The sequence below is a fragment of the Methylobacterium sp. C25 genome, assembly GCF_021352225.1.
Taxonomy (GTDB): domain Bacteria; phylum Pseudomonadota; class Alphaproteobacteria; order Rhizobiales; family Beijerinckiaceae; genus Methylobacterium.
This window is the reverse complement of record NZ_JAAUVI010000001.1, coordinates 693,033-713,309: the sequence shown is the minus strand read 5'-3', so window position 1 is coordinate 713,309 and position 20,277 is coordinate 693,033. Positions and strand designations below refer to the sequence as shown.

The following is a 20,277-nucleotide window of genomic DNA, read 5'->3' as shown; positions in this document are numbered from 1 at the left end:
ACTCGGGTGAGAGCATGGACATCGATCTCAAGGGCAAGAGCGCCCTCGTCACCGGTTCGACTGGCGGAATCGGCTACGCGGTCGCGCGGGAATTGGCGCGGCTCGGCGCCTATGTCGCCATCAACGGCCGCACCGGCGAGCGGGTCGAAGCCGCCATTGCGCAGCTCAAGAGCGAGGTTCCGGACGGCGCGTTCATCGCCGGGGTCGGCAGCGTCGCCTCGGCGGAAGGCGTCGCCGATCTGATCGCGGGCCTGCCGAAGGTCGACATCCTGATCAACAATACCGGGATCTTCGAGCCGAAGCCGTTCTTCGAGATCCCGGACGAGGACTGGCAGCGCTTCTACGACGTCAACGTCATGAGCGGCGTGAGGCTGTCGCGGGCCTATGTGCCGGGCATGGTCGAGCGCGGCTGGGGGCGCGTGGTGTTCATCGCCAGCGAGTCCGGGATCAACATCCCGGTTGAGATGGTCCATTACGGGATGACGAAGACTGCTCAGCTCGCCATCTCGCGCGGCCTCGCCGAGACCGTCGGCGGCAGCGGCGTCACCGTGAACAGCGTGCTGCCAGGTCCGACCCTCACCGAGGGCGTCGCCGACTTCCTGAAGTCGATGGGCGGTGCCGGCGCGGATCTCGAACAGGTCGGCCGCGAGTTCATCGCGGAGAACCGCCCGACATCCCTGCTCCAGCGCCTCGCTCGCCCCGAAGAGGTGGCGAGCATGGTCGCCTATCTCTGCACGCCGGCCGCCAGCGCGACGACGGGCGCGGCCCTGCGGGTCGATGGCGGCGTGCTGCGCAGCATCGCCTGATCACCCGTTGAGGAGCGCGCCAGCCCTGACAGGGCCGGCGCTGCTCCGAAGGAGGGTCGCTCCGGCGAGGCTCAGGCCTTCAGGTGAGCGGCGAGGTGCTTGTTCATTTCGAACATCGAGCACTTGTCCTTGCCGAAGACCTTCTTGAGCTTGTCGTCGGCGACGATCTCGCGCTTGTTGGCCGGGTTCTGGAGGTTGTGCTTCTTGATGTGCTCCCAGACCTTGCTGACGACCTCGCCACGGGCCAGCGGCTTATCGCCGACGATGGCAGCGAGTTCGGGCGACGGCTTGAGGGGCTGCTGAAGGGCGTTCGGCTTGGCGGCGGCGCCCTTGGCGGGGGCGGCCTTCGCGGCAGCGGCCTTCGGCGCGGCGGCCTTGGTCGTGGTTTTCTTGGTCGTAGTAGCCATTGGTTTCCTCCGTTCGGCGCTCAAGCGCAGAGAGTCTGCCTGCCCGCCCCACGGGCACGTCGCAGCAACAACTAGACGGTGATGCCGCCGTTCCAAGAGCGGGATGTCTCCGCCGATCGTGCCATCCACAGGTGTGGCCGTGCCGGGGGAGCGTTCCGCGCTCTCGGGGGAGTCTGCACTCACCGAGCGAAATCTGTTCTCCGTCCTGTGGGACAAGGTCAAGCCGAAATGGTCGACTTCCCCCTGGATCGCCCTGATTTCTCTCTCTTTCCGACGACATGACCCCGTCTTCGCGCAGGGAGCGCCCGTCCTGCGATCCCTTAGAGGGCCAGGGCTCCCCCGCACCGAGAGCAGGACGCCGGCCGCCGGAGACGTCCGGCCATGATGCACGAGGACGGCAGATCGGAGCCCTGCGCCCGGCCGCCGCGACCGACAGCCTGCCGCTCGTAGCCGCCCTCTCTGGCTGTATATTCGGTACAGTTCTAAAATACGGAACCGAACGTTGAATAAAAGGGCGTGAATTCGGTAGATCGAAGCTTATATGATCTGTATCTGGCGCGGGAGATTTGAGTTGCTCCTGCCGTACCAGTTGCGGAGACGATTTTGCCCAGGTTCTATTTCGATATTTACGACGGTGCCGACATCCGGGATGAGGTGGGGCGGATCCTGACGAGCAAGCAGTCCGTCCGCCAGGAAGCCCTCAAGGTTGCTCTGAATCTGCTCGCTGCCGAAGCCGCTGACGCACGTGAGAGCGCCCTCGTTCTCACGGTCCGCGACGAGGCGGGCAAAACTTCACTCAGGATCCGCGTCGTGAGTCAGATCGAAGAGAGCTGAGCGCGGCGTAGCCCCGACGATCCCCCTGTGCCGAGCGCTCGGCTGGGAACCACCGGCGGCTCCCGCGCTTTGGCAGCCCTGTGATCGCGATGATCTGGCAGGGAGACGACCAATGCCGACCGATCTGCCGAAGGAGCGCGCGCTGAGGCCTCCGGGAAGTCTGGAACTCGATCCGTCCTCCGGCGAAGGTGTCGCGGTCGACGAGACGGGGCGCCTGATCGCCTCGAGCAAGGTCGAGGGCACACCGGTCTTCGACGGCATGGGAGAACGGCTCGGCTCGGTCTACAACTTCATGGTCGACAAGGTCTCGGGACAGGTCGCCTACGCGGTCCTGTCCTTCGGGGGCTTCCTCGGCATCGGCGAGACCTACCACCCTCTGCCCTGGAACGCGCTCACCTACTCGGTGGAACTCGGAGGCTACGTGGTCGACATCGATCGCGAGACGCTGGAGGGGGCGCCAACCCATGGACCTGGCGAAGACCCCTTCTCGGAGCCCGGTTACGGCGAGCGCCTCAAGGGTCACTATGGTGGCAGGAAGGCGCCCGCGGCGTGAAGGACCGCCCCACCTCCTCTGCAGGGAAAGTGGCCGCGAAGGAGGGTCGGGACTCGCCGGGTCCCGCGCAGCCCAGCCTCGAGCCCAGCGTCACGGCTTCGCGCGCGGCCCCCGTCGGCCGAGAGCCGCATACGACACCCGGCGAAGGCTGCAATCGGACGGAAACGGTCGTCGTACAGACCTTAGAACTTGCCGCCCATGCCGATGCCGCCGCTGGGGGTCATGGACGGCCCCATGCTGCTGCCGCTGCTGCGGCCGCCGGTATCGGCACCCTCGATCTCGTCGCGGTTGATCCGGCGCGGGCCGGCATCGGCGCTGCGCACCTCTCCCTTCGCGCTCTTGGGCAGCGACAGCGCCCGGGTCGGGGCGGTGGAGACGGGGTTGCCGTCGTCGTCGACCGCTACGGAGGTGCGCTGCGGGGCGCCCTTGATGCTGCCGCGCATGGAAGGCGGAGGGCCGACCTCGGTCTCCGGCATGACGCCGCCCGTGCCGCCAATGATGTTCCCGAGGCCGCTGTTGCAGGCACCGAGCGAGACGGCGAGGAGCGCCACGGCGCAGAGTCTCGACGGAAGGGACATGGGCTCAAGATCCTCGAACAAGCCGCTAGTGCAGTCGGCGGGCTAGATCACGCTGCGTTTCGACGGCATCCGTCGAAACGCAGAAAACGTGATCGATTCAATGGTTTAGAGCATGCTTTGTGCGAAAAACCGTTGCCACTTTTTCGCAGCATGCTCTAGGCCGTGTTCCGGGCACGTCTAAGACCAGGATTGGGCGAAAAACAGACATCGCATCGACCCATGTCGAGCGGTCCCAACGTTGTCCGCACGATTTGGTGGGATTGCATCGCGGTTTCCCGCGGGCGTTGCACGGTTGCGCCACCGTGGCGGCGTCCCCCCTCGGGCGATCGGCCGCGCTGCCATCATCCGGCTGTGCGGCATCCTTAACTTCGCCCAGGTCGGGCGCGATATCGGCAAGCGCGGTGGCCGCTGCTTCTCCAGTGGTTTAACCGGTCGTTAACGAAGCCGGCCGAACCTTCGTCGTCTGTCAGATCTGCGACGGGTGGAGCCAACCTTGAGGTAGACGGGTGCTGAGACTGATCCGGACGATCGCATCGCTGACGATCGCCCTTGGTACCCTGGCGACGGCCGCCCATGCCGGCGAAGCTGGTTCCGCGGGACAGCCCGAGGCCCCCCCGAGCGCACCCGCGACCACGCCGCCGCCCGCGCCCCCGCCCGCCTCACCTGCGCCGACGCCTGCCGCACCGCCGCCTGTCGCCCAGCCGACGGGGTCTGCGCCCGCCGCCACCCCGGTCCAACCTCCTAGCAACGCTGCCAATGCACCGAGCCATGGCACCCCGGCCCTGGTCCTCGACACGGCCGATTACGAGGGACTGCTCGGCAAGAGCGTGCGCGCCCAGAACGGCGACGACCTCGGCCGGATCATCGACGTGATTACCGACCGCGAGGGCCATCCCCGTGCGGCGATCATCGATTTCGGCGGCTTCCTCGGCGTCGGCTCGCGCAAGATCGCCGTGGACTGGCGGGTTCTGAAGTTCACCACGGAGGGCAAGGCCGGCCGCATCACCCTGGCGCTGAACCGCAACCAGGTCCGTGTCTCCCCCGAATACAAGACCGGCGAGCCCATCGTCGTGCTCGGTGCCGCCGGCGCCAGCACGCCGCCCGTCGAAGGCGAGCAGGCTGCCTCCCCGGCCGCCGCTGCAACCGCTGCTCCTGCAGTTGCCGCGCCGGCTGCTGCTCCCCCTGCTGTGGCTCCGGCAGCGCCTGCCGCGCCCGTGGCACAGGACAAGCCCGCTGCGCCCGAGAAGGCGGCCGACAAGCCGGAGAAGACTCCGGACAAATGATCCCGAACCGTCCCCTGGAGAGACGCGCCATCGGGCCGCGGGACGCGGGCCGAGCAGAGATGCGCGGGCGCTCCTCCCGTCCCTCTCCGCGTCGTGATTCCTCGGCAGGAGGCCCGACACCGGAGCCAGGCGCGCCGCCGAAGGCCGCCGCGAAGGGCCTCGACGCCTTCACCTTTTTCATCGCGAACCTGCAGACCGGGTTCGGGCCGTTCCTCGCCGTCTATTTCACCCAGCAGAAATGGACACAGTCCGATATCGGCCTCGCCCTTACGGTGGGCGGCCTCGTCAGTCTGCTCGGCCAGGTGCCCGGCGGCGCCTTCGTCGATGCCTCGCGCTCGAAGCGCTTCGCGGCGGCCTTCTCGGCCTTCTGGGTCGGGGCGAGCGCGGTAATGCTCGCCGCCTTCCCGAGCTATCTCGTCGTGCTGCTCGCCATGGCGATCCATTCGGCCGCGAGCTGCGTGCTGACGCCGGCCATCGCCGCCATCGGCATCGGCATGGTCGGCCACGCCAAGGCTGGCGCGCGGCTCGGGCGCAATGCCAGCTTCTCCGCCATCGGCAACGCGCTCGGCGCCGCCTCGATGGGCGCCATCGGCTACTACCTGACCAACGACGCGGTGTTCTACTTCGCCGGTGCCCTGGTGATCCCGGCCCTGTTCGCCTTGTCCTTCATCCCGGCCCGCGCCATCGGCGAAGTCTCGCAGCCTGAGGCCGGCCTGGGCGATGCCGAGGGCGGCTCCTCGATGAAGGCGCTGCTCACCAACAAGGCGCTGCTGTGCTTTGCCGCCTGCATGGTGCTGTTCTTCCTGGCCAATGCCGCGATGATGCCGCTCGTCGGCAGCGTGCTCACGATGCGCGCCAGCGAGACCGCAACGGCGCTGGTGGCCGCCTGCATCATGATCCCGCAAGCCGTGCTCGCGCTCACCGCGCCGCTTGCCGGCCGTCTCGCTCAGGTCTGGGGCCGCAAGCCGCTCCTGCTGATCGGCTTCGCCGCCCTGCCGATCCGCGGCCTGCTCTTCGCCTACGTGGACAACCCCTACTGGCTCGTCGCGGTCCAGGTCTTCGACGGGGTCTCGGCCTCGGTGCTCGGGGTGATGGTGCCGCTGATCGTCTCCGACGTGACCCGCAGAACCGGCCGCTTCAACCTTGCGCTCGGCGCCGTCGGCACGGCGATGGGCCTCGGCGCCGCGCTCTCGACCTCGCTCGGCGGCTACATGGCCGACCGTCTCGGCAGCCAGAGCGCCTTCCTCGGCCTCGCCATCGTCGGCGCGCTCGGAACGGTGCTTGTCGCGCTGCTCATGCCGGAGACCCGGCAGGCGGACCGTACGGCCTGATCCCGGCAGCGCTCTTGCATTGCCGGCTCCTGTCGGGGGATTCGGGGCGCTCAACTCGGGTTCAGGTTCGCCCGCTCATAAGCGGAAAAACGGCCGCCTGCCGCAACAGAAGGCGACGCTTCGCGTTGCGTTCCGGGAGCCCCTTGCGTTTGGGATCGTTCCGCTTCAGCGACGGCGTGTATCGATCGAATCGGGATTTGCGATCGCGATGGAAGAACTCACCCAATACGCGGACAGGCCGTTTGCCTTCGTCGGCCGCTATCTGAAGCGGCGCCTGCTCCCGCATCTGGTGATCCTGATCTCCGTCCTCGGCGCGGTCAGCTTCTCGGTCTCGACCGACTGGGCGCTGAAGGGCGTCGTCGATTCGCTGAGCAAGGGCCCGAGCAGCGGCATGGTCTGGCCGGCGCTCGCGGTGCTGATTGCCTTCATCGCCGCCGACAACATGCTCTGGCGCGTCGCGGCCCTCGTCGGCGCCTTCACCTTCGTCGGCGTCACCGGCGACATTCGCCGCGACCTGTTCCGCCATCTCACCGGGCATTCGCCGAAGTTCTTCGCGGACCGCCAGCCCGGCACGCTGGCCTCGCGCATCACCGCCACCTCGAACGCGATCTTCACGGTCGAGAACATGGCGACCTTCAACGTGATGCCGCCCTGCATCGCGGCCTTCCTGTCGATCATCTACATCGGCACCGTGAACCTCACGATGGCGCTGGTGCTCGCCGGCATCTTCGGCGCGGTCGTCGTGCTGATGTTCAAGATGGCCTCGGCCGGCAAGCCGCTGCACCACGACTTCGCGGCCAAGGCCGCGAGCGTCGACGGCGAGATGGTCGACCTCGTCGGCAACATGAACCTGGTGCGCGCCTTCTCGGCCTTCCGCCGCGAGCAGGTGCGCTTCGAGGGCACCATCGGCACCGAGATGCGCTCGCGCCGCTCGTCGCTGCTCTACCTCGAGAAGCTGCGCATCACGCACGCCTTCCTCACCGTCGTCTCGATCCTCGGCCTGCTCTACTGGGTCATCAAGATGTGGGAGGCGGGCAACGCCACCAACGGTCAGGTCGTGCTGGTCACGACACTCGGCATCCGCATCCTCGCCGCCACCCGCGACCTCGCCGTGGCGCTGGTCGATGCCACCCAGCACACCGCCCGCCTCTCCGAGGCGCTGCACACGCTGCTGCAGCCGCACGACCTCGTCGACCACCCCGAGGCCGTTCAGCTCAAGGGCGAAACCGGCGTCGAGATGAATTTCGACCACCTCGCCTTCAAGTACCCGGATGGCCGCGCCGTCTTCACCGACTTCAACCTGCAGATCCCGGCGGGCCAGAGCGTCGGCCTCGTCGGCAAGTCGGGCGGCGGCAAGTCGACCCTGTTCTCGCTGATCCAGCGCTTCTACGAAGTGCAGGGCGGCAAGATCGAGATCAACGGCCACGACATCACCCTGGTGACCCAGGAATCCCTGCGCGAGGCGATCACCGTCGTCCCGCAGGACGTCTCGATGTTCCACCGCTCGCTCTTGGAAAACATCCGCTACGGCCGGCCGGATGCGAGCGACGAGGACGTGCGCAAGGCCGCCGAGGCCGCCCATTGCACCGACTTCATCGAGGCTCTCCCTGAGGGCTACGAGACCATCGTCGGCGACCGCGGCGTGAAGCTGTCGGGCGGCCAGCGCCAGCGCATCGCCATCGCCCGCGCGATCCTGAAAGACTCGCCGATCCTGCTGCTCGATGAGGCCACCTCGGCGCTGGATTCCGAGTCCGAGGCGGCGATCCGCGCGGCGCTCGCCAACCTGATGAAGGGCCGCACGGTCATCGCCATCGCGCACCGGCTCTCGACGCTCAAGGATTTCGACCGGATCGTCGTGCTCGAGGACGGCTCCATCAGCCAGGACGGCTCGCCCGAGATGCTCACCCACAAGGAGGGCTTCTACCGCGAGCTGCTCAAGAAGGAATCGATGTCGATGTCGCTGGCGGCGGCGTGATCGACAGCCGCCTCGGTCGGTGGCGGAAACGAAGCCCCGCGCTGAAAACGGCTTCGGCGACCGCGATGGTCCGTCTCGTCGTCAAGCCGAGCTAGCCGGCCAAGGGCCTATCCGTGACGAGCCTTCTCGTTGATGGCGCGCACGAGATTTCTCAAGATCTCGCGGATCTGCGCACGGAGTCGTGCCTCCGAGTCCTCGCTGGGTGCGAGGGAGCTTTGCTTCAGGCTCCGATCCTGTTGGGCCGCCATATCAGCACTCCTCAGCAAAACGGTGGTGAGTACTCAGCTTGGCAAGAAATCAAGCTGTGAATACTGATAAAGTTTATGGTCGCGATGTGTCAAAGTCCGTAACAATCCGCACCTGAGGTTGGATGACGTGCATACGCACCGTGCAGTGAAATGTTCGCCGCCCAACGAGCCGCGGAGGACGAGCCCGTGCCGCGCTATTACTTCGACCTTCAGAGTGGCTGCGAATCCCTCCGCGACGCGCAGGGCGTGATGGCCCGTGATCTCGACCAGGTCGTCACGGAGGCCCGGTTTGGCATCCAGGACATGCACGAGAGCGGCGAGTTGATCGACGCGAGCGGCTGGACGCTCGTCATCCGGGACGAACAGGGCGGCGAAGTCCAGCGGATGGCGATTTAGGCCCTTCGCCGTTCCGGTCTCCGGTCAGCCGCTGCTCGTAGGCAATGCGGTTCGTGGCTGCCTCAAGCCGGCAGCACCACCACCTTCGTCTTCACCGGCGTGCGGGCATAGAGGTGGATCATGTCCTGGCTCAGCAGGCCGACGCAGCCGCTGGTGATGCCGCTGCCGATCGTCTCGGGCGCACTGCTCGCGTAGATCGTGTAGAGCGTATAGGCGCCGTTCTGGTAGAGATGCAGCGTGCGGGCGCCGAGCGGATTGTCGAGCCCGCCCGGCATGCCGCGGGCGTATTTGGCGGCCTCGGGCTGGCGCTTGATCATCTCCTTCGGCGGCGTCCAGGTCGCCCATTCGGACTTGCGGCCGACATAGGCGTCCCCGTGCCACAGGAACCCGTCCCGGCCGACATTGGCGCCGTAGCGCGTGGCCGTGCCGTCGCCCTCGATGCGGTAGACGTAGAACTTGCCCGGATCGACGATGATCGTGCCCGGCGCTTCCTTCGACTCGTATTGCACGACCCGCCGATAATATTTCGGATCGACCTTGCTGATGTCGACGGCCGGAATCGCGAACTTCTCGTCCGGCATCGGCCCGTAATTCTGGCGCGCCTCGGCGAGCAGCAGGGCATCGGTCCCCGAGCACCCGGCGAGCCCGAGCGCCCCGAGACCCAAAGCCGTGCCGCCGAGAAACGCCCGGCGACTCACCAGCCCTGGCCGGCGAGCTAGCAGGGTGGCCTCGTCGCTCTCGCCGATCCCGGCATTCCCATCGTCCCACATCATGACCCTGGGATCCCCTCTCCGGCGCCCGACGCGTCAGCCGACGCTCCCGCGCGCTTATGGCCAAGCTGACATGGCCGAGGGACAGCGCGACTTGCAAGCTCAGCCTTCGCCGTATGGCACCGACTGTGCGGCATCCGTGAGGCAGGAGAGGGGGCGATGCGGAGGTTTTCCAGACCGTCGGTCATGCCAGGGTTGATGCGCCCGCGCCGATCCACGCGGGACCAAAAAGGCCTACGCGGCGGCCCGGGCAGCTTCGCGATCGTTTTGGTACTCGGCCCATCTTTGATTTAGGTCCTTCTCGGTGAACCTATAAGCAAACGGGACACTTTCGGGCGCGCTCTCCACGGCCGAGCTGTAATCCATCATAGCCAACAAAACATCCGGAAATGGATAACCACTTCGATCTGCCGTAATCAAACGAGCTCGAACTTCTTCTATAGCGCGCGCAGCTGACTTGTGTGCGACATAAGCACCCAACAAATCCGAAGACATCGCGAAAACCAAGACGGCCAAGCCAATTCTGACGATAAGAAGAGTTGTGTCACGCTGAAAGAAGGGTACGGCGGCAACAGCCGCAAGGGTCGCAATAGCAGTAAAAATTACTATGATTACAAGCATACAAGTTGCGCTAGCTCTTTGTAGATCCGCACTATAAAAAGCAGATTCTTCAAGAAGCTCTCCTAGCCGCGAGGCGCCTATTGGAAGTTTCGATGCATAATAATCTGTTTTTTCAAAGGACTTTGCTGTGACCTCAGAGACAGTAAGGCGACTCTTTAAGCTCATGATCTCACTGGGAGAAAATTGTTCCACCAATCCACCCGATAGCAGGGCGGCGCGACGTGCTGAATGAGCAGCATTGCGAGCGGCCAAATATGAAGCGTTAAGTGCCCACCAGAAAATTAGAAGCGCGACACCGATCAGCGCAAGTATATACGTCAGAATGGCATCACTAACGACTACAGATATGGCCGCTGGGACGGCGATGGCTAACTGTACAAAAAATAACCAGACCCGGCGTCGCGCTGCTTTTGAGAATTCGGCGCGCAAATATCCAACAAGATTTTCGGAGCTTAGAGCCATAATGCCGTCCTAATAGTAAGATGGAAAATTATTATCGAACAACATGTTCCACCAGTAGAAGGCCTCGGAGATGTTGCCTTTTTTCTCCGATTCTATCGCTTTTTCTGCTCTAGACAGCGCGGTGTCGACCTTCGATATAGCGCTTGGCTTCACTGCATCTGTGCAGGGATAGATATATCCCGATATGCCTTTCGGGTCTTGCATCGCGGCGAGTTCTTTATTTTTTATATGGCGCAGCGCCCTTAAGACATCCCATTTATAAATTATCGTGCTTTCACTGCGCGCATACTCTGTCGTCCGCAGTTCTAGATAAAATGATCTTATGCCCGCTTCTTTATAATAATTCCATGCCTTTATCATTCGAATTAGCGGTTTAAGTTTATTGCCAAGTCTTTGGTGTTCATCGGTAACCCATTTGTTATGAGCTGCCGGACTTGATCTCATCCAACCATTTTCTCGGTCAGGTATGTCATATACTCTATGTCCATCCTTTACCTCAACATAATCCGCGGGGACGATTTCGTGTTTTTCGCTTGGTGAATTTCCAAATGGGATAATAACGGCAGGGCTCCGAACGGATATCTCAGTATAAGGAAATCGGCCTTGCAACGATTCCTTGACTGCTCGGAGTGTGGCTCCGGAATTTTGTTTCAGCTTCTCTGCCGGAATAACGGCAAAATAATCAATGTCGCTATACCCGCTAACGCCTGTATCGTGTCCGAAGGACCCCGATCTAAACATCGTCTTTAGGTCAAAATCGGTGGTAAGTCTTCCCTGAATGCTCCTCCGATGAGAGGCTGCTCTTTCTGTTTCTGTTGTTGTTGCCCTTAGCCAGTTGGCGAATATGACGAACGCGTCGTCGACGGTTTTTGCCATGTGCGGCCTGACTCATATTGCGTTCGATTATGTCTTCCGTCTGATCGTTCCATAGTTAGCGCAGACGTACAACATCCCGTCGTGCATTCTGGCCTCATCACCGAAGTTTTGCTTTGCTTTCAAATAATAAGTTTGTTAATTTGAGGTTTTACATTTCTAACGAAGGTAGAGTTCTTTGATCGTCAATATAAAATAATATTATTTATACAGGCGGGGCTGTTACTTGTTTAAATACAGGATTTCAGCAGTTCTTTGACATCGACAACGGGGGCGAGCCATGCTGACGGAAACGACTTTTAATTGAGACTGTGTGAGGAGAATCTTGCTCCTGCTCGCGAATGAGCATCAGCACTGAATGCGGGATCTCCGTGATCCCTTGTCCCCCTTTACCCTTTGCGCCCGCGCCAACCGCGAGCGCGGCATCCCGGGCCGATCAAGCCGCTGCGCCAGCGCGAGCACCCGGACGGCGCGGGCGAAGGCCGCGGGGGTCGCGGTCGGGTTCAGCTCGACCTGTTCGACCAGATGCTCGGCCGCGCGCAAAACCCGCTCCGCCAGGAGGCCGCGCCGGACCCGGCGCTCGGCCTCCGCGCTGAGCGGCGGCAGGTCGTCGGCACCTGGGCCGCCCTGCGGCCTGATCCAGCCGCCCTCCAGCACGTGGCGCGAGATGGTCGCCCGCGGCACGCCGGTGATCCGCGCGATGGCCCGGTAGGACAGGGCGCTCGTCTCGATCAGCCGCCGCACCTCGGCCAGGGCTGAGGGATCATGCGGCTTGCCTCGCGGGCGTGTGGGGCTGACTGCTTCGCCCAGAGGGTCCGGGAGGGCGGTCGACAATCTGAGCACGCTTCCCCACATATAGGAAATATGTCATAATATGGGTTGGGTGTCAAGATTCTTGGGGTGGTGGCTTCCTACCTACAACCTCATCCTGAGGTGCGGAGCGTAGCGGAGCCTCGAAGGAGGGCTCCAGGGATCTCGCTGGCTTCTGGAGGGATCCTTCGAGGCTCCGCTACGCTTCGCACCTCAGGATGAGGGGGATTGGTGGGATCGGGCGGCTGGGATTGATGGGTGGGTGGCCGGCGATCGGCGCGGCTACGTTTGTTTGGGCGAACGGTGCGAGAAGCGTCCGCGGAGTGCGGGCCGGCGTGGGACGGGTCGGGACGGGTGGGACGGGCGTCCCAAATCCCGTCGATGGGACGCGTTTCGGCGCGGTTGCGTTCGGTTTGCCGATGCACGGCCAGGATGGCGAGCGTTGCGAAGCCACCCAGTGTGAGCACCCGCGTCACCTTCCCGGTGGCCCTGAATGGCGTCGGCGGGGCCTCGCCATGACGGGCGGCATGCGGCGCATGCTGTCGCGCGTCATCGCCCGGAACATGATCAGGCCGGGTTCGGCTCGCGGACGAAAGTGAAGTAGCTCGGGCGGCGGCCGGCGGCGATGGCCTTGGCCTCGTAGCGGGTGCCGGGCCAGCCCGGGAAGGGCTGGCGCCAGTCCTCGGCGCGCTCGGCCGTCCAGCGCAGGGCGGGGCAGCGGGCGGCGCGAACCAGGGTCCAGCCGGCATAGTCGTCGATGTCGGAGGCGAAGCGGAACAGGCCGCCGGGCTTGAGGACGCGGGCGATCTCGGCCAGCGAGGCATCCGAGACGAAGCGGCGCTTGCGCTGGCGGCGCTTCGGCCAGGGATCGGGATAGAGCAGGTAGAGGCGGGCCACGCTCGCATCGGGCAGGGCCGCGAGGAGCGCGGTGGCGTCCTCGTCGCGGATGCGCACGTTGCCGAGGCCGCGCTCGTCGATCTCGCGCAGCAGCTTCACCACGCCGTTCACGAAGGGCTCGCAACCGATGATGCCCACGCGCGGGTTTTTCGCAGCGTTATCCGCGAGATGCTCGCCGCCGCCGAAGCCGATCTCGACCCAGACCTCGTCGACGGGGGCGGGGAAGAGCGCGGGCGGATCGAGGAGGCTGCCATCCTCGGGGGGCGTGACGCGCAGCGCCGGCAGGAGCGAGGCGAGGCGGTCCTCCTGGGCAGGCCGCAGGCGCTTGCCCTTGCGGCGGCCGAAGAAGGCGCGGTCTGACGGATCGGGGGAAATGGGACTGGTCTCGCGCTGGACGGGAGGCCCGTGTCGCGCAGAGCCGGGGGCGGGACAAGCGCGTTTTTGGGCTGGCTTCCAACCCGCGCTCTCATCCTGAGGTGCGGACGCGAAGCGGGAGCCTCGAAGGAGGGCTCCAGGGATCGCAGGGCTGGCTGGAGGCCTCCTTCGAGGCTCCCGCTGCGCTTCGCACCTCAGGATGAGGTGGCTGGGTGGGATGTGCCGGTGGGAGTGGTGTGCCGGTGGCTGTGCGCCGTCGTCATTGCGAGGCTGAGCCGAAGCCATCCAGAGGGCCGACACGCCGCGTTCGCGGGTGTGGCCCTGGATGGCCTCGCTTTGCTCGCAATGACGGAGGAGGGTTTTAGAAGGCCGACTTCAGCTTGTCGGCCAGGTCCGTCTTCTCCCAGGAGAAGCCGCCATCGGCGTCGGGCTCGCGGCCGAAATGGCCGTAGGCCGCGGTGCGGGCGTAGATCGGCTTGTTGAGCTGCAGCGCCGTGCGGATGCCGCGGGGCGACAGGTCGATGGCGTCGTTCAGGACGGCCTCGAGCTTGGCCTCGTCGACGTTGCCGGTGCCGTGCAGGTCGACATAGATCGAGAGCGGCTTGGAGACGCCGATCGCGTAGGAGAGCTGGATCGTCGCCTTGCTGGCGAGGCCGGCCGCGACGACGTTCTTGGCGAGGTAGCGGGCCGCGTAGGCCGCCGAACGGTCGACCTTGGTCGGATCCTTGCCGGAGAAGGCGCCGCCGCCATGCGGGGCCGCGCCACCGTAGGTGTCGACGATGATTTTTCTGCCGGTGAGGCCGGCATCGCCGTCGGGACCGCCGATCACGAACTTGCCCGTCGGGTTCACGTGCCAGACGGTGCCTTCGGTGATCCAGTCCTTCGGCAGGGCCGCGCGGATATAGGGCTCGACGATGGCGCGCACGTCGGCCGAGTCGAGGGACTCGTCGAGGTGCTGGGTGGAGAGCACGATCTGCGTGGCCTCGACCGGGCGGCCGTTGGCGTAGCGCACCGTCACCTGGCTCTTGGCGTCGGGGCCGAGCTTGGCGGCGTCGCCCTGCTTGGCTTTCCGCGCGTCGGCGAGGTCCTTGAGGATCTTGTGGGCGTAGTAGATCGGGGCCGGCATCAGGGACGGGGTCTCGTCCGAGGCGTAGCCGAACATGATGCCCTGGTCGCCTGCGCCCTCGTCCTTGTTGCCGGCCGCGTCGACGCCCTGGGCGATGTCGGCGGACTGGGCGTGCAGGTAGATCTGGACGTCGTTGTTCTTCCAGTGGAAGCCGTCCTGTTCGTAGCCGATGTCCTTCACGGCCTCGCGGGAGAGCTCTTCCAGGTCCTTGAAGGTCACGGAATCGGGGCCGCGGACCTCGCCGGCGATGACCACGCGGTTCGTGGTGGTCAGCGTCTCGACGCCGAGGCGGGCCTCGGGCATCGCCGCGAGATAGGCGTCGACGACGGTATCCGAGATCCGGTCGCTCACCTTGTCGGGGTGGCCTTCCGAGACGGACTCACTCGTGAACAGGAAGTCGGAACGAGGCATGCAGCACCCCCGATGACGGGCGCGCCAGACACACCGCGGCGCTTGACCCAGAAGCCAAAGCTTCTCGCACCCCCCAAAAAAACGGTCAACCCGATCTGACGAAATCGTCCGCTATATCGAACGACTCCAGAAAGGGATCACCGGCTCAGCTGGCGCTGGAGCGCATCGATCACGAGACCAAAATCGCGCCGTCGCGGCTCGTCGAAGTGGTCGGAGACGTGCTGGACGACCACGGCGGCTAGCCCAGCCCAGGGCTCGTCCGAGGAAAAGGTCCGTTGCTCCGCATCGGCGAAGCCGCGATCGGGGACGTCGTCGAGGTGAGGGATTTCGGTGAAAAATTCCGACAAAGGCACGCCGGTCATTCGGCTCAGGATCTCGAGATGGATCGCGCTGACCCGATTGATGCCTTTCTCGTATTTCTGGAGCTGCGCCGCAGACATGCCGAAGCTTTGAGCGACCTTGCGCTGTGTCAGCGAGCGGCGTTTACGCTCCTCCGCCATCCGTTGGCCGAGATAGATATCTCGCGCGTCGGTTTTTTGCCCGGCCATCTCGCGTCCTGCGCAGCCCTGTCCCCATGCCAGATCTTTCGGGACGATCTCGGCACTGCGCAAGATCTAAATCATAACAAAAGATAAAAAGACAACTAATTCTGCGTTAAAAATGAGTGGTTGGCGTCCCCGGCAGGGCTCGAACCTGCGACCCCAGGTTTCATACCACTTCGGCTTTCGCCGCCACCCTAGGGTTGTCCTTCGGGTGTTCGTGGCCTGGACTATCCCTTCACCATGAGCTTCGCGCCGAAGCCTTTAGGTGCCGCCCGTCTAGTCTCTACACCTTCCTGCGGCGATCGCAGGCTTGGCTCGGGATTGGCAGGCGCCCTTGCGAGCGCTTTCAGCTTTCCCCGACTTTGAGCGGATCCGCCGCGCGGTTTCCCCTCGCGGCGCCCAATTTTCTCTAGGAAACCTGTGCTCTGTCCAGCTGAGCTACGGAGACAACCGCGACTGCCATAGCATCGCGGCGGAGCAGCGCCAACTGGCCGCTTGCGGAAGATGGCTGCCGGTTGATCGAGCGCTTGGCCGGCCTGCGGAAGCAACCTTTGCGGGAAATGCCCCCACACGGTCGAAGAACTGCCGCAGATGGTCGTGAAGATCTGCTTCGGGCTCACCCTTGGCCTCCCGTCCGCCGCATCGATACCGGTTCGACCCTCCGTGTCACGATCCTCCGTCCCTGCCGGCGCCTGCCTGATCTTCTTGCTGGCAATCCTGCCGGCGGCGGCCGCGTCACGCATCGCGCCGGATTCCTGTCGGGCCTCCGATCTGCGAGAGGATCGCCTCGATGCCGTCGGCCGTCGTGGAGAGTTGGTGCTGGGCTCTGGCACGCGGGCGATCCTCGATGGCATCCATTGGCCCGAGACCGAGCCGGACGCGGCGCAGGCCGCTGCCTATCTTGCCGGCTTCCGCGGCAGGGAGCTGGCGATCAGCCAGCGCGGCGAGGCCGACCGCTGGGGCCGCGCGCGCATCGATGCCGTCGTCGAGCCCACTTCCGATGCCGACGAGCCCGCGGATCTCGCCACCGGCCTCGTCGCCGCCGGCCTCGCCCACGCAGATGCCGGCGAGAGCGATCTTTTCTGCCGTGCTGACTTGATTGCGCTCGAAGGCGAACCACGGCTCGCGCGGCGGGGTGTATGGCGCGATCCAGTCCTAGACGCCCGCGACGGCCCGGCACTTGCGACACAGGCAGGGCGCTTCGTCGTCGCCGAGGGCCGGATCGTCGGCGTCGGTGAGCGAACCGAGCGCACCTATCTGGACTTCGTGAGACGGTCGGCAGACGGCTTGACCGTAACCGTGACGAAACGCACTTGGCGGATCATGCGCGAGCGTGGTTTGACTGCCGCCACGCTGAGGGGGCGCCTCGCGCGGGTTCGCGGCAGACTGGAGGTTCGGCGAGGGCCGGTCCTCGAGATCGTGAGCACGGACATGCTCGAGGTGCTGGAAGGGGAGCGGGCGCTGACGCGCTGACGGGTGATGGTTGGGGCTCTGCAGCATCGATCGTGGATGAGACTCGCACGGCGCCTGATCGCGCTCGGCGGGCTAGCCGCTGCGCTCGGAGGATGCGCAGGCGAACAGACCGGCACGATCCTCGCGCCGGCCACGATCTCCGTGCCCGCCCAGGCGCCGCGGACCACCGGGAGGCGCATGGCCGACGAGGCCGACCACGCCAAGCTCGTCGCTTCCTTCGGCGGCGAGTACCGTGCGCCCGCCACACTCCGGCTCCTGACTGAAGTCACTGACCGCTTGGTGCGCGCGAGTGAAAGGCCGGACGAGGCCTATGCCGTCACGCTGCTCGATTCGCCCGTGATCAACGCCTTCGCGCTGCCGAGTGGCCGACTTTACGTGACTCGCGGTCTCGTCGCCCTTGCCTCGGACACCTCCGAAGTCGCGGCCGTGCTCGCCCACGAGATCGCCCACGTCACTCTGCGTCATGCTACGGCTCGCACCGAGATGGCGCTCCGCTCGCAGCTCGTCAGCCGCGTCGTCGCCGACGTTCTGAACGACCCGGCCACGGGCGCACAGATGGAGAGCCAGTCGAAGGTCACCTTGGCGCGCTTCTCCCGCGACCAGGAACTGGAGGCGGATGCGGCGGGTGTGAAAACGCTGGCTGGGGCCGGATTCGATCCCTTCGGTGCCGCTCGTTTTCTGAATGCGCTCAACCGCAGTACCGCGCTGAAGAACGGCACCGGATCAGGAGCCGAACCGGATATGCTCGCGACCCATCCGGGCACGGCGGAGCGGATCAACCTTGTCACCCGGGCCGCACGGCGGATCGGCGCGCCGGGGCTCGGTGTCGACGAGCGGGCGCGGTTCCTCGCGGCGATCGACGGCATCGCTTACGGCGATAATCCGGGCGATGGCATGGTGCGCGGCAACCGCTTCCTGCATCCGAGTCTCGGTATCGCCTTCGAGATCCCCGATGGCATTGCCATCGAGAACACCCGCAACGCGGTCCTCGGCACCACCCGGGACGGAAGCCGCCGCATCCTGTTTGATCAGGTCGAGAGCAGCACCGGCCGCAGCCTCGAAGACGTCCTCAAGGCGACCTGGAACGACGGGATCGATGCCGCCTCCATCGAGAATCGGATCGTCGGTGGTCGCCCGGCGGTGTTTGCGGTCTCGAAGGGTAAGGACTGGACCTTCCGCCTCGCCGCCATCCGCGTCGGCGAGAGTACATTCCGCATGATCATGGCCGCCAAAGGCTCGGCCGACCCCGATGCCGCCTTCCGGCGCTGGGTCGAAAGCCTCTCGGGCGTCGATCCGGACGAGGCGCGCTCCCTGAAGCCGTTGCACCTGCGCATCGTCACGGCGTCGTCGGGAGATACGGCTGAGCAACTCGCCGCCCGTATGGTCGTGCCCGATCGTGCGCTCGATCGCTTCCTCGCCCTGAACGGGCTCGAACGGGGCACAGCCCTCAGACCGGGCCAGGGCTACAAGCTGATCGAAGAGTAAGGGGTCGATCTGCCGAAGGGACCCGACAGCGGCCAGATGGTGGGAGAGCGCTCTCGATCCCGCCATTCCTAGGCTGCGAAGACGGAAGCGGAAACCGAACCTCGAACCGCCTCTGCCCAAGCCTTGCCGTTGCACGCTGTGACGTCCATGGTGCGCGCGCTCCGCTGGACAGGGCTGGCGAGCGACCCATTTCCGCCCGACAGCACGGCTGTGTGCCCGCTGAACGAGGTTGCGTCTTGGAAGACAGTGGCGAGGACGACCGGGCGGCTCCGCCCGCTCCCGGCCTGCATGAGGTGGTGTTCTCGGCGGCGTCCGTCGGCCTCGCGCTGATCGCCGCGGACGGCCGGACTCTGCGCGATGCCAACCCTTTCCTCTGCCGCCTTCTCGGCTACACGCCCGGCAGCCTCGTCGGCGCGCCCGTCACGAAGCTGCTCACCGACCGCACGCCGGTGCTTGCGCCCGGCATCCGGCGTTGGCGCAGGGCTGACGGCGAAGGCGTCGACCTGCGACTGACGATCACGTCGGCGGCGCGGGCAGGAGGTGAACCCGACCTCGTCGCCGTGGTCGAGCCGGTCGACGCCGACGAACTCGTCCGGGCCGAGCAGAACCGCGACGCCGTCGTGGCTGCCGGCCTCGGCGAATGGCGATGGGAGGCGACGCGCGGCCAAGTCTCGCTCTCGCGCCGCGCCGGCGAGATCCTCGGCTACCCGGCCGGCCGCTCCGCGCGATGGGCCACGATGCAGACTGGCTTTTCCCCTCGGGACTACCAGCGCGTCTATCAGTCCGTGACCTCGGCGTTGGCCCGTCGCGAGCCCTGGGAGTTCGAGAGCCGGTTCGTCCGTGGCGGCGACGGCGTGGAGATCGCCATCGGCGTGCGCGGCCAGCCGACTTACGGCGCTGACGGGACGCTCAGCGGTATGGTTGGCGTCGTCCGCAACGTCACGCAGCGCCTCGAAGCGCAGCGGCTGTTGCGTGAACGCGAGCAGCGCCTGCGCGTCGCCACCTCGCTGGCCGAACTCGGCATCTTCGAATGGCACCTGCTCGACGATGCAGCGCTGTGGGAGAACGAACGCATGTTCGAGATCTTCGGGCGCCGGCGGGAGGATGGCGGCCTCGGCAAGGGCGAGTTCCTCAAGGAGATCGTCCATCCCGAGGATCGGACCAAGGTGCGCCGAGAGATCACCAAGGCTTTGCGCAAGGACGGTATCCTCCAGGTATCCGGCCGTATCAGACATTTCGAAACCGGCGCCTGGCGCAGCATCGAGATGGCAGGCCGCTTCGAGCGCGACGCCCCGGGGCAGTTGCCGACGCGCCTGATCGGGGTGATCGCCGACGTCACCGACCGTCGTGACGCGCAGGAACGCCAGAGCCTGCTGATCCGCGAACTGCACCACCGGGTGAAGAATACGCTGGCCACGGTGCAGGCGATCGTCGGTTCGACCGCGCGCACCGCGACCAGCATCGACAGCTTCTACGAAGCCTTCGTCGGACGCATCAAATCGCTCTCGCACACGCATTCGGTGCTGACCGAGGACACCTGGCAGACGGCGAGTCTGCACGGCCTGCTGGCGAACGAGCTGGCTCCCTATCTCGGGACAGGCGACGACGGCGGCCTCGAATCCCGCGTCACTCTCGACGGACCGGAAGTCGATCTCCCGTCGGACGTCGCCGTACCGATCGGCATGGCGATCCACGAACTCACCACCAACGCGGCGAAGTACGGCGCGCTCTCGACGCGACAGGGCCGCATCAGCGTGAGCTGGTCGATCGTCCCGGGTGGCGAGGCCGGCAACCTGCATCTGGTCTGGCGAGAGAGTGACGGACCGCTCGTCACCAAGCCGTCGCGCCAGGGGTTTGGCTCACGCCTGCTGCAGCGGGTATTGACCACGCAGGTCCAGGCTCATGTGGAGAGCGAGTACGCCGCTGATGGATTCCGCCTGGTCATGCAGGCGCCTCTGCCCGGTCGGAACGCAGCGCTTAATCCGTTGGTCTGACGCGTATTGCAGACGATGTGTGGTCTG

19 protein-coding genes are annotated in these 20,277 nt (G+C 65.3%); 10 read left to right on the top strand and 9 right to left on the bottom strand.

Annotation, left to right across the window (positions count from 1 at the left end; translation table 11 throughout):
* Positions 1 to 14: 14 nt before the first annotated feature.
* Positions 15 to 806 (top strand): SDR family NAD(P)-dependent oxidoreductase, encoded by a 792-nt coding sequence (locus HCU64_RS03355; protein ID WP_233382902.1) that lies wholly within the window; start codon positions 15 to 17, stop codon positions 804 to 806.
* 71 nt (positions 807 to 877) lie between these two features.
* Here the strand turns inward: HCU64_RS03355 and HCU64_RS03350 are convergent, their stop codons facing one another.
* Entirely contained in the window at positions 878 to 1,213 is a 336-nt protein-coding gene (locus tag HCU64_RS03350) for an SWIB/MDM2 domain-containing protein (RefSeq protein WP_233382352.1), read from the bottom strand.
* A 603-nt stretch (positions 1,214 to 1,816) separates the two neighbouring features.
* On the opposite strand from HCU64_RS03350, the gene HCU64_RS03345 reads away from it, so the two are divergent.
* Both HCU64_RS03345 and HCU64_RS03340 read left to right on the top strand, forming a co-directional pair.
* Positions 1,817 to 2,047 (top strand): DUF6894 family protein, encoded by a 231-nt coding sequence (locus HCU64_RS03345; protein ID WP_233382351.1) that lies wholly within the window; start codon positions 1,817 to 1,819, stop codon positions 2,045 to 2,047.
* 112 nt (positions 2,048 to 2,159) lie between these two features.
* Complete coding sequence (locus HCU64_RS03340) at positions 2,160 to 2,600, top strand: PRC-barrel domain-containing protein (protein WP_233382350.1); 441 nt, start codon at positions 2,160 to 2,162, stop codon at positions 2,598 to 2,600.
* Between the two features lie 182 nt (positions 2,601 to 2,782).
* On the opposite strand, the gene HCU64_RS03335 is transcribed toward HCU64_RS03340, so the two are convergent.
* A complete protein-coding gene (locus tag HCU64_RS03335; RefSeq protein ID WP_233382349.1) occupies positions 2,783 to 3,178 on the bottom strand; it encodes a hypothetical protein in 396 nt (131 codons plus the stop codon).
* 506 nt (positions 3,179 to 3,684) lie between these two features.
* On the opposite strand from HCU64_RS03335, the gene HCU64_RS03330 reads away from it, so the two are divergent.
* The 4 genes from HCU64_RS03330 to HCU64_RS03315 all read left to right on the top strand — a co-directional run bounded on the left by HCU64_RS03330 (position 3,685) and on the right by HCU64_RS03315 (position 8,411).
* A complete protein-coding gene (locus HCU64_RS03330) occupies positions 3,685 to 4,461 on the top strand; it encodes a PRC-barrel domain-containing protein (RefSeq protein ID WP_233382348.1) in 777 nt (258 codons plus the stop codon).
* Entirely contained in the window at positions 4,458 to 5,792 is a 1,335-nt protein-coding gene (locus HCU64_RS03325; RefSeq protein WP_233382347.1) for an MFS transporter, read from the top strand. The genes HCU64_RS03330 and HCU64_RS03325 overlap by 4 nt, the downstream gene beginning before the upstream one ends.
* Positions 5,793 to 6,000: 208 nt before the next feature.
* On the top strand, positions 6,001 to 7,767 hold the full coding sequence (locus HCU64_RS03320; protein ID WP_233382346.1) for an ABC transporter ATP-binding protein: 1,767 nt from the start codon (positions 6,001 to 6,003) through the stop codon (positions 7,765 to 7,767).
* A 434-nt stretch (positions 7,768 to 8,201) separates the two neighbouring features.
* Positions 8,202 to 8,411 carry a DUF6894 family protein gene (locus tag HCU64_RS03315; protein ID WP_233382345.1) on the top strand — a complete coding sequence of 70 codons (210 nt, stop codon included), beginning with the start codon at positions 8,202 to 8,204 and terminating at the stop codon, positions 8,409 to 8,411.
* A gap of 62 nt (positions 8,412 to 8,473) precedes the next feature.
* On the opposite strand, the gene HCU64_RS03310 is transcribed toward HCU64_RS03315, so the two are convergent.
* The 7 genes from HCU64_RS03310 to HCU64_RS03280 form a co-directional block, all read right to left on the bottom strand.
* Entirely contained in the window at positions 8,474 to 9,184 is a 711-nt protein-coding gene (locus HCU64_RS03310; protein WP_233382344.1) for a L,D-transpeptidase, read from the bottom strand.
* Positions 9,185 to 9,415: 231 nt separating this feature from the next.
* Entirely contained in the window at positions 9,416 to 10,264 is an 849-nt protein-coding gene (locus HCU64_RS03305; RefSeq protein ID WP_233382343.1) for a hypothetical protein, read from the bottom strand.
* A 9-nt stretch (positions 10,265 to 10,273) separates the two neighbouring features.
* Positions 10,274 to 11,140 carry an SMODS domain-containing nucleotidyltransferase gene (locus HCU64_RS03300; protein WP_233382342.1) on the bottom strand — a complete coding sequence of 289 codons (867 nt, stop codon included), beginning with the start codon at positions 11,138 to 11,140 and terminating at the stop codon, positions 10,274 to 10,276.
* A gap of 345 nt (positions 11,141 to 11,485) precedes the next feature.
* Positions 11,486 to 11,971 (bottom strand): hypothetical protein, encoded by a 486-nt coding sequence (locus HCU64_RS03295; RefSeq protein ID WP_233382341.1) that lies wholly within the window; start codon positions 11,969 to 11,971, stop codon positions 11,486 to 11,488.
* Positions 11,972 to 12,514: 543 nt separating this feature from the next.
* Positions 12,515 to 13,219, bottom strand: coding sequence for a tRNA (guanine(46)-N(7))-methyltransferase TrmB (gene trmB, locus HCU64_RS03290; protein ID WP_233382901.1), 705 nt, complete (start codon positions 13,217 to 13,219; stop codon positions 12,515 to 12,517).
* 361 nt (positions 13,220 to 13,580) lie between these two features.
* Entirely contained in the window at positions 13,581 to 14,756 is a 1,176-nt protein-coding gene (gene metK / locus HCU64_RS03285; protein ID WP_233382340.1) for a methionine adenosyltransferase, read from the bottom strand.
* 137 nt (positions 14,757 to 14,893) lie between these two features.
* Positions 14,894 to 15,304 carry a helix-turn-helix domain-containing protein gene (locus HCU64_RS03280; protein ID WP_233382900.1) on the bottom strand — a complete coding sequence of 137 codons (411 nt, stop codon included), beginning with the start codon at positions 15,302 to 15,304 and terminating at the stop codon, positions 14,894 to 14,896.
* A 657-nt stretch (positions 15,305 to 15,961) separates the two neighbouring features.
* Between HCU64_RS03280 and HCU64_RS03275 the strand changes: the two genes are divergently transcribed.
* The 3 genes from HCU64_RS03275 (at position 15,962) to HCU64_RS03265 (ending at position 20,250) form a co-directional block, all read left to right on the top strand.
* A complete protein-coding gene (locus HCU64_RS03275; protein ID WP_233382339.1) occupies positions 15,962 to 16,771 on the top strand; it encodes a DNA-binding protein in 810 nt (269 codons plus the stop codon).
* A 6-nt stretch (positions 16,772 to 16,777) separates the two neighbouring features.
* Positions 16,778 to 18,256, top strand: a complete 1,479-nt coding sequence (locus tag HCU64_RS03270; protein WP_442785896.1) for a M48 family metalloprotease — start codon at positions 16,778 to 16,780, stop codon at positions 18,254 to 18,256.
* Between the two features lie 236 nt (positions 18,257 to 18,492).
* Positions 18,493 to 20,250: an HWE histidine kinase domain-containing protein gene (locus HCU64_RS03265; protein ID WP_442785895.1), complete on the top strand. Its 1,758-nt coding sequence runs from the start codon at positions 18,493 to 18,495 to the stop codon at positions 20,248 to 20,250.
* Positions 20,251 to 20,277: the final 27 nt, after the last annotated feature.

Coding starts and splice junctions, on each gene's coding strand:
- HCU64_RS03340 (WP_233382350.1), top strand. CDS start 2,160: ATGCCGACCGATCTGCCGAAGGAGCGCGCGCTGAGGCCTCCGGGAAGT.
- HCU64_RS03325 (WP_233382347.1), top strand. CDS start 4,458: ATGATCCCGAACCGTCCCCTGGAGAGACGCGCCATCGGGCCGCGGGAC.
- HCU64_RS03300 (WP_233382342.1), bottom strand. CDS start 11,140: ATGGCAAAAACCGTCGACGACGCGTTCGTCATATTCGCCAACTGGCTA.
- HCU64_RS03280 (WP_233382900.1), bottom strand. CDS start 15,304: ATGGCCGGGCAAAAAACCGACGCGCGAGATATCTATCTCGGCCAACGG.
- HCU64_RS03355 (WP_233382902.1), top strand. CDS start 15: ATGGACATCGATCTCAAGGGCAAGAGCGCCCTCGTCACCGGTTCGACT.
- HCU64_RS03310 (WP_233382344.1), bottom strand. CDS start 9,184: ATGATGTGGGACGATGGGAATGCCGGGATCGGCGAGAGCGACGAGGCC.
- metK (WP_233382340.1), bottom strand. CDS start 14,756: ATGCCTCGTTCCGACTTCCTGTTCACGAGTGAGTCCGTCTCGGAAGGC.
- HCU64_RS03335 (WP_233382349.1), bottom strand. CDS start 3,178: ATGTCCCTTCCGTCGAGACTCTGCGCCGTGGCGCTCCTCGCCGTCTCG.
- HCU64_RS03305 (WP_233382343.1), bottom strand. CDS start 10,264: ATGGCTCTAAGCTCCGAAAATCTTGTTGGATATTTGCGCGCCGAATTC.
- HCU64_RS03270 (WP_442785896.1), top strand. CDS start 16,778: ATGGTTGGGGCTCTGCAGCATCGATCGTGGATGAGACTCGCACGGCGC.
- HCU64_RS03350 (WP_233382352.1), bottom strand. CDS start 1,213: ATGGCTACTACGACCAAGAAAACCACGACCAAGGCCGCCGCGCCGAAG.
- HCU64_RS03320 (WP_233382346.1), top strand. CDS start 6,001: ATGGAAGAACTCACCCAATACGCGGACAGGCCGTTTGCCTTCGTCGGC.